Below are 15,071 nucleotides of genomic sequence, written 5' to 3' on the forward strand. Positions count from 1 at the left end.
AGCTGTTGAGGGTTAGCCGCCATCGCTTGCAGCACCGCATGCAGATATTCCACCTGTCGTTCCATCGTCGCCGAATCAAACAGGGCGGTGGCATAATTCAACGCCCCAACAATCCTGCCCTCCTCTTCTGACAAGCCCAGTTCAAGATCAAACTTGACAACATCAACGGCTTGATCGACCGGTGAGACGGCCAGCTTCGGCAGTTCCCAGTCCGTGCTCTCATTGTTCTGCCAGGCAAATATCACCTGGAACAACGGCGTATGCGCCAACCGGCGCGGCGGCTGTACAATTTCCACCACCTGTTCAAACGGTAAATCCTGATGCTCCTGTGCCGCCAATGCGGTTTGTCGAACTCGCGCCAGCAACTCACTCACGGCCAACTCACCCGATAAATCCATGCGCAATGACAGCGTATTGACAAAGAAGCCAATCAACGGCTCCACTTCCTGACGACTACGGCCCGCGCTCGGTGTGCCAATCACCACATCGTCCTGATCTGACAAACGTGACAGAACCACCACCCAAGCTGACAACAACGTCATGAATAAGGTGACGCCCTGCTGCTCACTCAGACGTTTCAGGGCCGTTGTTAATTCCACATCCAGATCAACCAGCACGGCATCTCCGGCAAACGACTGCTCCAGTGGACGAGGCCGATCAGTAGGCAAATCCAACAGAACCGGTGCGTCAGCCAGCATTGCACGCCAATAGTCAGACTGAACCTGAATACGCTCAGCCGACAACCACTGACGCTGCCAGGCGGCGTAATCTGGGTATTGGATCGCCAACGGCGGCAATGGATCGGATTGCCCGTCCATAAATGCCGTATAGAGCGTGTTCAGTTCCTGTATCAGCACATTGGCAGACCAGCCATCGGAAATAATGTGATGCAAAGTCAGCAAAAACTGATATTCATCATCGGTGAGCCGGATGAGAGCCGCACGAATAAGTGGGCCACTTTCAAGATCAAATGATGCGTGGGCTTCCTCTACGCTCAGACGCTCAAGAATAACATCAGCATCCGGTATCCCGCGCAGGTCATATTGAGATAACAGTAAGCCACTATTTGGTGCCAACAACCGCACTTGCGGTTGACCATCAATAGAGACAAAGACAGAACGTAACGCTTCATGACGGGCAAATAAGGTATCCAATGCCTTCTGCCAAGCCATGATATCCAATTGACCACACAAGCGCAGGGCCATTGGGATATGATATGTCTCACTGACGCCCTCAAGCTGCGCCAAGAACCACAAGCGCTGTTGAGCAAATGATAATGGTAATTCTCCTTCACGGGATATCGGCACGATGGCGGGCAGGATAGTACCCGGTTGTCCCTTCCGGGCCTGCATAACCTCAGCAAATGCCTTTAACGAAGGAGACTTAAACAGGGTGGTTAATGGCAGTTCAATACCCAAAGCGGCTACCCGGTTCATTACCCGCACCGCCAGCAATGAATGGCCGCCCAGAGCAAAGAAATTGTCATGCTGGCTGATCTGTTCAACGCCCAAGACTTCACGCCAAATCGCCGCCAGCGCGATTTCCATTTCTCCCTGAGGCGCTTCATAAACCTGACGGGCCACGGCTTCATTGTCCGGCGTTGGCAACGATTGGCGATCCAGCTTACCGTTAGGTGTTAACGGAAACGCATCCAGCCGCACAAAGGCCGATGGCACCATGTAATCGGGCAATTGAATACTCAGATGTTCACGTACACTGTTAATCAACCCCTCGTGAGCTTCTGCCACCACATAGGCCACCAGCCGTTTTTCCTGCCCTTCCCCCTGTGCCAATACCACCGATTCACTCACCGCCGGGTGTTCCACTAATCGGGATTCAATTTCCCCCGGTTCAATGCGGAAACCGCGAATTTTAACCTGCTGGTCGTTACGGCCCAGGAACTCCAGATTACCATCCGGCAAATAACGGGCTAAATCTCCGGTGCGATACATCCGGGCATCCGGCACCTCACTAAACGGATCAATCAGGAAACGTTCCGCCGTCAAGTCTGGGCGATTAAGGTAGCCACGCGCCACTCCCACGCCCCCGATATACATTTCCCCCACCGTGCCCAACGGGGCCGGTTGACCATACTCGTCCAGTAAGTAAAGACAGGTGTTGGCTATCGGACGGCCAATACTTTCAATAATCCGGTCACCCCGCTGTATCGGCAACCAGGCAGAATAGGTTGTCGTTTCAGAAGGTCCATAGAGATTACATAACCGCTGTATTTGTGTTTCTGCAAAAATCTGCTCAATTAAGGCGCCCTTAAGCGGTTCCCCCGCCAGATTGACAGTATGAACCGATTCCATCAGCGCCTCAGCCTGCAATAACGGTTTCATCGCTGACGGAACTGAGTTGATCAAGGTTACCGGCAAGGCATGCTGCATCAATGACAGCGCATCTTCCACCAGATAAATCGCCGCGCCACGGGACAACGGCATAAAACATTCAAAAATGGACAGGTCGAAATTCATCGACGTTGAGAAAAGCACCTCGCGGATCGCTTCCGTTTCAAAAGCCTGCTGCGCCCAGTATAGGAAGTTAACCGTATTGCGGTGCTCAATCATCACCCCTTTGGGCACCCCAGTGGAACCGGAGGTATAAATCACATAGGCCAGATGCCGCGAAGTCAGCGCAGGTACCTGTGGGTTACTGTCCGGCTGTTCAGACAAGGTATTCGGGTCCAGCACTACGAGTCCGATCAGCGCTTCCTCGCCCAATGCAGACCAGCCTGCCTTATCCGCCAGCACCACGGTAGGGGCAGCATCGGTCAAAATATGCGCCAGCCGCCCGCCAGGATAAGTCGGGTCTAGCGGCACATAAGCCCCGCCCGCTTTCATCACCGCTAACAATCCCACTACCATTGCCGGTGAACGCGACACGCAAATCGCCACCCGCTGATCCGGCTCTACCCCTAATGTAATAAGCTGATGGGCCAACCGGTTAGCATGAGCATTTAATTCGGCATAACTGAGGGTCTGCCCTTCACACACCAAGGCCACCGCCTCTGGCGTTTTCTCCACCTGTTGTTCAAACAATTGATGAACACATAACGTCTCAGGATAGACGGTTGCCGTGGCATTCCAAGTTTCCAGCAACAACCTGCGCTCTGCCGGAGATAGAATATCAATTTCTCCGACCGGCTTTTGAGGGTTAGCCACCATCGCTTGCAGCACCGCATGCAGATATCCCACTTGCCGTTCCATTGTCGATAGATCAAACAGAGCCGTGGCATAACTCAACGCCCCAACAATCCTGCCTTCCTCTTCTAACAGGTTGAGCTCAAGATCAAACTTGACAGCATCAACGGCTTGATCGACCGGCGACACCGCCAGCCCCGGTAATCCCCATTCCGTGCTTTCATTGTTTTGCCAGGCAAACATCACCTGGAATAACGGGGTATGCGCCAGTCGGCGCGGCGGTTGCACGATTTCCACCACCTGCTCAAACGGTAAATCCTGATACTCCTGTGCCGACAATGCGGTTTGCCGGACTCGCGCCAGTAATTCCGTCACAGACAGTTCACCCGATAAATCCATGCGCAACGCCAGCGTATTGACAAAGAAGCCAATCAACGGCTCCACTTCCCGACGACTACGGCCCGCGCTCGGCGTTCCAATCACCACATCTTCCTGACCTGACAGGCGCGACAAGACTATCCCCCAGGCTGACAACAACGTCATAAATAAGGTGACGCCCTGCTGTTCACTCAGGCGCTTAAGGGCCGTTGTTAATTCCACATCCAGATCAACCAGCACGGCATCTCCGGCAAACGACTGCTCCAGTGGACGAGGCCGATCAGTAGGCAAATCCAACAGAACCGGCGCGTCAGCCAGCATTGCACGCCAATAGTCAGACTGAACCTGAATACGTTCAGCCGACAGCCACTGACGCTGCCAGGCGGCGTAATCCGGGTATTGAATCGCCAATGGCGGCAAGGGATCGGATTGTCCGGCCATAAACGCCGTATAGAGCGCATTCAATTCCTGTATCAGCACATTGGCAGACCAGCCATCGGAAATAATGTGGTGCAAAGTCAGCAAAAACTGATATTCGTCATCAGTGATCCGGATGAGAGCCGAACGGATAAGCGGGCCGCTTTCGAGGTCAAATGACGCGTGGGCCTCCTCCGTACTCAGGCGCTCAAGAACTTCATCAGCATCCGAAACTCCGCGCAGGTCATATTGAGATAACAGTAAGCCGCTATCCGGTTCCAACAGCCGTACTTGCGGCTGACCATCTACAGAGACAAAGATAGAACGTAACGCTTCATGACGGGCAAACAAGGTATCCAACGCCTTTTGCCAGGCCATGACATCCAACTCACCACACAAGCGCAGGGCCATCGGAATATGATAAGTTTCACTGACGCCCTCAAGTTGTGCCAAGAACCACAAGCGCTGTTGCGCAAATGACAACGATAATTCCCCTTCACGGGATATCGGCACAATGGCTGGCAGGATAGTATCCGGTTGCTCCTTTCGGGTCTGCATAGCCTCAGCAAATGCCCTTAACGAAGGGAATTTAAACAGGGTGGTTAGCGGCAATTCAATACCCAAAGCGGCTACCCGATTCATCACCCGTACCGCCAGCAACGAATGGCCGCCCAAGGCAAAGAAATTGTCATACCGGCTGATCTGTTCAACGCCCAGAACTTCACGCCAAATCGCCGCCAGAGCCATTTCCATTTCTCCCTGTGCCGCCTCATAAACCTGACGGGCCACGGCTTCATTGTCTGGCGCCGGCAGCGCTTGACGATCCAATTTACCGTTCGGCGTTAACGGAAACGCATCCAGCCGTACAAAGGCCGACGGCACCATGTAATCAGGCAACTGAATGCTCAGATGTTCGCGTAAACTGTTAATCAACCCCTCGTGAGCTTCCGCCACCACATAGGCCACCAGCCGTTTTTCCTGCCCTTCCCCCTGTGCCAATACCACCGATTCACTCACCGCCGGATGTTCCACCAACCGAGATTCAATTTCCCCCGGTTCAATGCGGAAGCCACGGATTTTAACCTGCTGATCGTTACGGCCCAGGAATCCCAGATTACCGTCCGGCAAATAACGGGCTAAATCCCCGGTGCGGTACATCCGGGCATCCGGCACATCACTAAATGGATCAATCAGGAACCGTTCTGCCGTCAAGTCAGGGCGATTGAGGTAGCCACGCGCCACGCCCGCTCCCCCAATATAAATTTCCCCCACCACCCCCAACGGCACCGGTTGACCATATTCGTCCAGTAAGTAAAGGTAGGTGTTGGCTATCGGACGGCCGATACTTTCAATGATCCTGTCACCCCGCTGTATCGGCAACCAGGCAGAATAGGTTGTTGTTTCAGAAGGTCCATAGAGATTACACAACCGCTCTATTTGCGTGTCTTCGAAAATCTGCTCAATTAAGGCGCCTTTCAGCGGTTCCCCCGCCAGATTGACAGTATGGACCGACGCCATCAGCGCCCTAGCCTGCAATAACGGTTTCATCGCAGACGGGACTGAGTTGATCAAGGTCACCGGCAGGGTATGCTGCATCAATGACAGCGCATCATCCACCAGATAAATCGCCGCACCGCGAGATAACGGCATAAAACATTCAAAAATGGACAGGTCGAAATTCATCGACGTTGAGAAAAGCACCTCACGGATCGCTTCCGTTTCAAAAGCCTGCTGTGCCCAATGCAGGAAGTTAACCGTATTACGGTGCTCAATCATCACCCCTTTGGGCACCCCCGTGGAGCCGGAGGTATAAATCACATAGGCCAAATGCCGGGAAGTCAGCGCAGGTACCTGTGGATTACAATCCGGTTGATCAGGCAAAGTATTTGGGTTAAGTACTGTCAGTCTGGTCAGCGCTTCCTCACCCAGTGCAACCCAGCCAGCTTCATCTGCCAGCACCACGGCCGGAGCAGCATCGGTTAGAATATGAGCCAGACGCGCGCCAGGATAAGCCGGGTCTAGCGGCACATAAGCCCCGCCCGCTTTCATCACCGCCAACAATCCCACCACCATGGCCGGTGAACGCGTCACACAAATCGCTACCCGTTGGTCAGGTACGACGCCCAGTGCGATAAGTTGATGGGCCAGGCGGTTGGCACGGGCATTTAATTCAGCATAACTGAGCGTTTGCTCTTGATACACTAACGCTGTCGCGTCAGGGGTTTGCTCCACCTGTTGTTCAAATAATTGATGAATGCACAACTGGTCAGGATAAGCGGCTTCCGTGGCATTCCAAGTTGTTAACAACAAGGTACGCTCCGCTTCCGGCAGAATTTCCAACTGTCGTACCGGCATTTGCGGGGCCTGTTCCAGCGCTGTCACCAAACTCTCCAGCGCTTGCTGCATATAACCGCACAAGCTTTCCGGCTCAAACGGCCGCACTACTTGAGCCGTCAGCCCCAGAGCATCACCAAAATCTTCTACCGATAGCATTAACGGATAGTTGGTCCGCTCCTGTGCGCCAAGAAACTCAATACCGTTCATCAAATCATCTGACGTTACCGGCAAAGTATTGTGCCGATAGTTCAGCAAGCTGTTAAAGAGGGGGATCTCACCCTGTACGCCGCTGCAACGCTGGGCCAGCGCCAGTGATGCATGTTCATGCGCCAATAATCCGGCCAATCGGGTATGGGCAACCTGCACACTCTCCCGTACCGGGGTCTCATCCATATCCAACCGTAACGGCAAAGTATTAATAAACAGCCCCATGCCATTGTCAGCCCCATCTCCCGCCGCCATACGCCCAAACAGCACCGTGCCGAACACCACTTGATCTTGCCCGCTGGTACGCGACAACACCTGTGCCCAAGCCAGATGACACAAGGTCGCCAGACTAACACTCAAACGTCGGGCCTGACTGCGCAAACGGTTATTTAGCTCAGGCGCTAACATCCGGTGAGATTCAGCCACCTGCGAGCCATCACGATGCACTTCCGTCAACCCGAACGGTAACGTGGGTTCATCCACCCCGGCTAACATGCCAGTAAAGAAACGGGTATGTTCCTCCTGACTCATCCCCAACCGGGCCTGCGCTACCAGATTACGGAAAGGTGCCGGTGTAGGCAGGCTCTCCTCCTGACCTGCCAGATACGCCTGCACTTCACGGTGCATCACTTCCATCGTTTCATGGTCGCCAATCAGGTGATGCAGCAGTTGCAAAAGAACCCAACGGCCATCAGTTTCTTGTGCCACCACAAAACGTAATAGCGGTGCTTCCCTCAAATCAATACGATGCTGACGCGGATCAAAACGCTGGGTTAACTGCTCACTGACCGGACCATCAATCGGGTTTAGTGTTAGTTCCGTCACCGATAAGGTGGCCTGACGCCAGACTACCTGCGCCGGGACTGACAATCCTTGCCAGATAAAAGCGGTACGCAGGATATCGTGGCGATCAACCACCCGCTGAACCGCTGCCAGATAACGATCCAACAGCGCCCGGTCAGCAAAGGCCATCTGACTGAACAATAGATAGGGATCACCTTCATTCTCCAGCAAATGGTGGAACAAAATGCCATCCTGCAATGGCGACAGGGCATAGATATCCTGAATATTGGTTACCCCTCCCGGCACCTGCCCGACGATGCAGTCAATATCAGCCTGAGTCAAATCAATCAGCGGCAACATTGCCGGCGTCAACTCTGTGGTTGCTGGCATAATGACGTTAGGCGGCACTTTCACAGCCTGATGCTGTCCTAATGTTTGCGCCAGATCTGACAGCACCGGCGACTGGAACAGATCACGCGCCGTCAGTGTCAATCCCAAGTGACGCAAGCGTCCAATCATACGTACAGCGAGCAACGAATGACCACCCAAGGCAAAAAAGCTGTCATACCGACTTATTTGCTCAATGCCCAATAATTCACGCCAAATTGCCGCCAGCGCTATTTCTGTTTCTCCCTGGGGCTCAGCGTAAACCTGACGGGCAACAATTTCATTGTCCGGTGCCGATAACGCCCGATGATCCAACTTACCGTTTGGCGTCAACGGAAAAGCATCCAGCCGCACAAAGGCCGTTGGCACCATATAGTCAGGTAAAATAGTGCTCAGGTGAGTATGCAGGCTGTCCACCAGCCCGTCATCCTCTGATTCCACCACATAGGCCACCAGCCGTTTATTCTGACCTTCCCCCTGTACCAACACCGCCACTTCACGCACCGTTGGATGCTCGGCTAACCGGGCCTCAATTTCCTTTGGTTCAATGCGGAAACCGCGGATTTTAACCTGCTGATCGTTACGGCCCAGAAATTCCAGATTGCCGTCTGGCAGATAACGCGCCAAATCCCCAGTGCGGTACATCCGGGCATCCGGGTTATCACTGAATGGATCGACAAGGAAACACTCAGCGGTCAATTCAGGACGATTAAGGTAACCACAGGCCACCCCATCTCCCCCCACATAAATCTCTCCGACCACCCCCAGCGGCACCGGCTGACCATAGATATCCAACAGATAAACCCGCGTGTTGGCTACCGGTCGGCCAATCGGGATGTTGGTCGCTTCCGGTGCTACTGCATTGATACGGTATGTGGTCGTAAAGGTGGTGCCTTCACTCGGCCCATAACCATTTAATAGCTGCTGTGGCGGACTCGTGCGCAGTACCTGACCGATGACATGCGGATCAAGGGCATCTCCCCCAACAATCAAGAACCTTATCTGCGGCAAAACCGGAGACAATTCTTCTACTAGCTGGTTAAACAATCCGACACTCAACCACAGAACAGTAATTTGTTGAATCTGTAGAACCTGTACAAACTCTAACGGCGTCAGCAAAGTGGCGTGATCAACGACCACTAACGCGCCACCATTAAGCAATGGAGTCCAGACTTCAAACGTGCTGGCATCGAAAGCAGGGTTAGCGGCAAAGGCCACTCGGTCATCTGGTTCGATTTCAGCATAGCCATTGTTGATCACCAGCCGGACCACCGCACGATGCGGCACCAATACGCCTTTAGGTATCCCGGTAGAGCCAGAGGTGTACATGATATACGCTAACTCAGTGCTGGAACGCGGTAAGTCAAGGTTAAGGCGATCTTCCTCGTTGTCTGTATCTGTCTCATCCGAGAGACGAAACAGCGGCACAGCCAGATCCGCCGGAATATCCACCCGCGTATCGGTGAGCAGTAACTTGGCTGCACAATCACTTATTAGCCAGTTTTTCCGCTCATCCGGCACATTGGGATCTATCGGCACGTAAACAGCGCCAGCTTTGAGAATTGCCAATTGGGCTATCACCAGTTCCACCGAGCGAGCGAGCAAAAGCGCAACATGCTCACCGGGACACACCCCTTGTTCGATGAGCTGACGAGCCAACCGGTTAGCGCGGGCATTTAATTCGGCATAACTAAGGGTCTGATCTTCATACACTAATGCTATCGCGTCAGGCGTTTTCTCCACCTGTTGTTCAAACAACTGATGGATACATAACTGATCAGGATAGGCGGTTTCCGTGGCGTTCCAGCTTTTTAACAGCAACGTCTGTTCCGCTTCTGGCAGAATTTCCAATGCCCGAACAGCCATATCCGGGGCTTGCTCAAGAGCCTCCACCAGACTTTCTAGCGTCCGTTGCATATAGCCGCATATCCGTTCTGACTCAAACGGTTGCACTACCTGAGCGGTCAGTCCCAGAGCATCGCCAAAATCCTCCACTGACAGCACTAACGGGTAGTTAGTTCGCTCCTGTATGCCAAGGAATTCAATACCGCCAATCAGTTCATCTGATGCTGCCGATAAGGCATTATGCCGATAGTTCAGCAAGGCACTAAAAAGCGGCGTACCGCTGGCAACCCCACTGCACCGCTGAGCCAGCGCCAGTGACGCATGCTCATGCGCTAATAATCCAGCCAATCGGGCCTGGGCAGCCTGTACACTTTCCCGTACCGGGGTTTCATCGATATCCAACCGCAATGGCAAGGTATTAATAAACAACCCCATGCCGTTGTCGGCGCCATCCGCTGCCTGCATACGCCCAAACAGCACGGTGCCGAACACCACTTGTTCCTGACCACTGGTACGCGACAACACCTGTGCCCAAGCCAAATGACACAATGCCGCCAGACTGACCCCTAAACGCCGAGCCTGACCGCGCAGACGATCATTCAACTCAGGCGCCAACATCCGGTGGGATTCCGTCACCTGTGAGCCGTCGCGGTGCACCTCTGTCAACCCGAATGGCAGCGTCGGTTCATCCACCTCCGCCAGCATTTCGGTAAAGAAACGGGTATGTTCTTCCTGACTTACCCCCAGTCGGGCCTGAGCCACCAGATTGCGGAAAGGTACCGGAACAGGCAGGCTCTCCTCCTGACCCATTAGATACGTCTGGACTTCGCGGTGCATCACTTCCATCGTTTCATGGTCGCCAATCAGGTGATGCAGCAATTGCAGCAGTATCCAACGGCCATCGGTTTCCTGCGCCACCACAAAACGCAATAACGGCGCTTCGTTCAGGTCGAGACGATGATGACGCGGATCAAACTGCCGGATTAACTGCTCACTGACCGGACCATCAACCAGGTTTAATGTCAGTTCAGTCACCGATAAAGTGGCCTGACGCCAGACTACCTGCGCCGGTACTGACAATCCTTGCCAGATAAAAGCAGTACGTAAGATATCGTGGCGATCAACCACCCGTTGCACCACCGCCAGATAACGATCCAACAGAACCCGATCAGCAAAAGCCATTTGCCCCGTCAACAGATACGGATCACCTTCGTTTGCCAGTAAGTGGTGGAACAAAATACCGTCCTGCAACGGCGACAGAGCATAGATATCCTGAATATTAGCGATCCCGCCCGGCACCTGCCCGACGATGCGGTCAATGTCAGCCTGAGTCAAATCAATCAGCGGCAACATCGCCGGCGTCAGCGCCGTAGTTGCTGGCGTAATAACGTTAGGCGGTACGATCACAGCCTGATGCTGTCCCAACGTTTGAGCCAGATCTGACAGCACCGGCGATTGGAACAGATCACGCGCCGTCAGTGTCAATCCCAAGTGACGCAGGCGTTCAACCACCCGTATCGCGAGTAGCGAATGACCACCCAGAGCAAAAAAGCTGTCATACCGGCTTATCTGCTCAATTCCCAGTAATTCACGCCAAATCGCCGCCAGCGCAATTTCTGTTTCTCCCTGAGGCGCTTCGTAAGTCTGACGGGCAAAGGCTTCACTGTCAGGTGCCGGTAGTGCACGACGATCCAATTTACCGTTCGGCGTTAGCGGAAACGCATCCAGCCGCACAAAGGCTGACGGCACCATATAGTCAGGCAAAATAGCTTGCAGATGAGCACGCAGACTGTTCGCCAGCCCGTCATGGGCTTCCGCCACCACATAGGCCACCAGCCGTTTATCCTGCCCGTCCCCCCGAGCCAACACCGCCGCTTCACGCACCGTTGAGTGCTCTGCTAACCGGGCTTCAATTTCCCCGAGTTCAACGCGGAAGCCGCGGATTTTAACCTGCTGATCGTTTCGGCCCAAGAATTCCAGATTGCCGTCCGGCAGATAGCGGGCCAAATCCCCGGTGCGGTACAGGTGAGCATCCGGGTTATCACTGAACGGATCGGTAAGGAAACGCTCGGCGGTCAATTCAGGCCGATTAAGATAACCACAGGCCACCCCATCTCCACCCACATAAATCTCCCCGACTCCCCCTAACGGCACCGGCTGACCACAAGTATCCAACAGATAAACCCGCGTGTTGGCTACCGGTCGGCCGATCGGGATATTGGTCGCTCCCGGTGCGACTGCATTGATTCGATATGTTGCCGTAAAGGTGGTGCCTTCACTTGGCCCATAGCCATTTAATAGCTGTTGTGGCGGGCTGGTGCGCAGTACCTGACCGACAACATGGGGATCAAGGGCATCTCCGCCGACAATCAAAAGCTTTATCTGCGGCAAAACCGGAGACAGTTCCGCTGCCAGCCGGTTAAACAACCCGACACTCAACCACAGAACCGTCATTCGCTGAATCTGTAAAGCCTGTACAAACGCCTGCGGCGTCAGCAAAGTGGCATGATCAACAACCACTAATGCGCCACCATTAAGCAACGGCGCCCAGACTTCAAACGTGCTGGCATCAAAAGCCGGATTAGCGGCAAAAGCCACTCGATCATCCGGTCCAATTTCAGCATAACCATTATTGATAACCAGCCGGACTACCGCACGATGCGGCACCAAAACCCCTTTAGGTGTCCCGGTAGAACCGGAGGTGTACATGATATACGCTAACTCAGTGCTGGAACGCGGTAAGTCAGGATTGATGCGATCTTCTTCACAGCTCGTGTCTGTCTCATCCGAGAGACAAAACAGCGGCACAGCCAAGTTAGCCGGAATATCCACCTGTGTATCAGTGAGCAATAATCTGGCGGAACAATCATTTATCAGCCAGTTTTTCCGCTCATCCGGCACACTGAGATCAATCGGCACATAAACGGCACCGGCTTTGAGAATCGCCAATTGGGCTACCACCAGCTCCATAGAGCGCGCAAGCAGAAACGCAACATGATCACCGGGGCACACCCCTTGTGCGATGAGTTGACGAGCTAACCGATTGGCGCGGGTATTCAGTTCCATATAACTGAAGATTCTATCTCCAGCTATCAGTGCCGTTGCCTCCGGTTTTTTCTCTACTTGTTGTTCAAACAACTGATGGATACATAACGCCTCAGGATAGACGGTTTCCGTGGCGTTCCAAGTTTCCAATAACAACTTGCGTTCAGCCTCAGGTAACAAATTAAGCTGCCCAATGGGGATTTCATCACTCATCCTTTTTGATGATGCCAGTACCTGCAAATGCTCACTCATCCGCAGAATAACTTCCGGACTCAAGCGATTTTCATCATAGATCCAGCGAAAACCGCCCTGCGCATTCATTTGGAACGTCAGCAATTCGCCAGAGACCGTCTGATCACACGATTTGTCATCCTGTATTACAGAAACGGCGATCTGCCATGGTCGGCTTGTTCTTAATTCCGGGATAGACCGCAGTGAAGGAGAACGGGAAAGAAGATCACGACTAAATGTGCGGTGCCGCGCCAATCGGACAAGCTCGTTATCAATCCAGTCAGCTACCACAGACCACGGCTTATCAAACGCCACCTCAACAACCATCGGCACCACCGATGACAACCCAGCCAATATATCTGGTTTATCGTTTGCCTCATCCACACACCAACCGATTTGCAGTTCAGTCTGCTGAGTCAAACGCGCAAGATAGATAACGAATACCTGCAACAACGCCTGTAATGGATCTTCTCCAGCGTTTTTTAGCAATGGAGGCTGCCAGGGACTCATTCCCCATCGGGGTTCTGCCTGTTTCCCAATCATTTCAAAAGGCAACTGGAGTGGTTGCAGCGAGGCAAGACGCTTATACCAAAATGGTTCACTGGGTGCGAGTGTTTGCAGGGTATCTTTTACATTCTGCGCTTGTTGTGAGGAGAGTAAAGGAAGCTGTTTGCCCGGCCTAAGTTCCGATATATCGGCAAGCTCTCTGGCAGACAGCAAATCACCTTCAAGGGTAGCGAATCCCCCGATCCGCACATCCTCACTGCCAGTCGTCACCTGCCAGGCATCCTCCTCCACACTAATCAACGTACCGGGTATCCCCTCAGAGCCTGTGTTCAACCGCTCAAGCCAAGAAATTTGTACCGGGCCATGCCTCAGTAACAGTTTCGGGCAACCCAATGGATTTAAATAATTTTCCCCAAAATCCAATGCTCGCACTAAAGCTGACAGGACTTCTGCCGACTGCTCCCAACACAAATATCCCCCCCCATCGGGGCGACGCGACTGAGCATAAAAACTCCGTTGCGAGAGATCTTGAGGATAAGTCACCAGTGCGTCGCGCCCCAGATTTTTCAGTAGTTCAACAAATCCTTTCTGAGCCGCCTGATAACACTTCAGATTCAACGAGAAAGCGTTATCCTGTTCTTCAATCGATACCGGCCATTGCACAGCAATATCGCCAGTATCTACACCACCTTCAATGCAGTGCCAAGAAATAGCGTAATGAGTCTCCCGAGCTAACAACGCCCAGGAGGTTGCATGACTGCCCGCATAGCGTGGCAGAGGACTATTATGATAATTAAAAGCACTGCCACGAATTTGTTCAATGAGCGACCCCGGCAGGATGATTGGGTTGACGATTGAGAAAAGCCAATCGACAGGCTGTGACGTGATTTGTTCTTGTAATGCATCAACCGAGTTCACACAAGCAATCCCTTGCCGGGCAGCCCACGTTTGTAGAACCGTATCAGTAGGTAGCACTGCTTGTATGGTATGCCCTGCCGCCAGAATTTTCTCGGCGCAGAACACTGCAAGGGTCGTTCCCCCTACCACAACACATATTCGTGATGGAATCGATGTATCATACGTATTATGAATTATATTTTCACATGACATCTGAGAGAGAGCTTCATCTTTAAGAACATTTCCCGCTGTAGCAATGTTACCTTTCATCTATTACCTCAACGAATCTGTTAGAAATTTGAAAACTGTCATACCTGACAGCCATCACCAATATTTCTTTCTTACTTCTTGCCCCCAAGAAATAAAAACGGACACATCCGATATCAATGCAAGATATTCAGACACTGTGCCATCACTCAATTAATAACATCCAATCGGTCATTTTTTGATACAAATTCCACTAATAACCAAACAAATAACCCATCTTAATTACACAAATAAAAAATTTTATTCTTGTTCCTATAAGGACATTATTATATTCAATACCATAAAGAAACATTACAAATTACAATTAATTTCACTACATATTATTTCACAACAATAAAACAATATGATAGATATAATAAAATATTGATTGTAACGAGATGTATTGCAATTAGATCGCTTTGTGACGTTATTTTTCTGACGCCCAGTAACATTTACCAGCACGCGGGGAAATATAGGATAAAATTTAATATTATTCAATTATATACCTCTCACAACATATACATTTATTGCCTATCATATATACCCGTCATCTTTCAAGTTGCCTCTTTGTTGGCTGCACTCACTCACCCCAGTCACATAGTTAGCTATTCTCCTGGGGATTCGCTCCCTTGCCGTCGCGATGCATCT

Annotated in this window: 1 protein-coding gene (running past one end of the window); it reads right to left on the bottom strand. The window is 52.2% G+C overall.

Going from position 1 to position 15,071, the window contains the following annotated elements:
- A protein-coding gene (locus tag LG003_RS11180) for a non-ribosomal peptide synthase/polyketide synthase (protein WP_262980735.1) crosses the window boundary here: on the bottom strand, nt 1-14,447 show its 5' end (the start). Its footprint begins 21,952 nt before the window's first position; only the first 14,447 of its 36,399 coding nucleotides appear in the window; the start codon lies at nt 14,445-14,447; its stop codon lies off the left edge, out of view.
- Nucleotides 14,448-15,071 lie beyond the last annotated feature (624 nt).

It is taken from the genome of Photorhabdus kleinii (assembly GCF_025384885.1).
GTDB classification, from domain to species: Bacteria; Pseudomonadota; Gammaproteobacteria; order Enterobacterales; family Enterobacteriaceae; genus Photorhabdus; species Photorhabdus kayaii.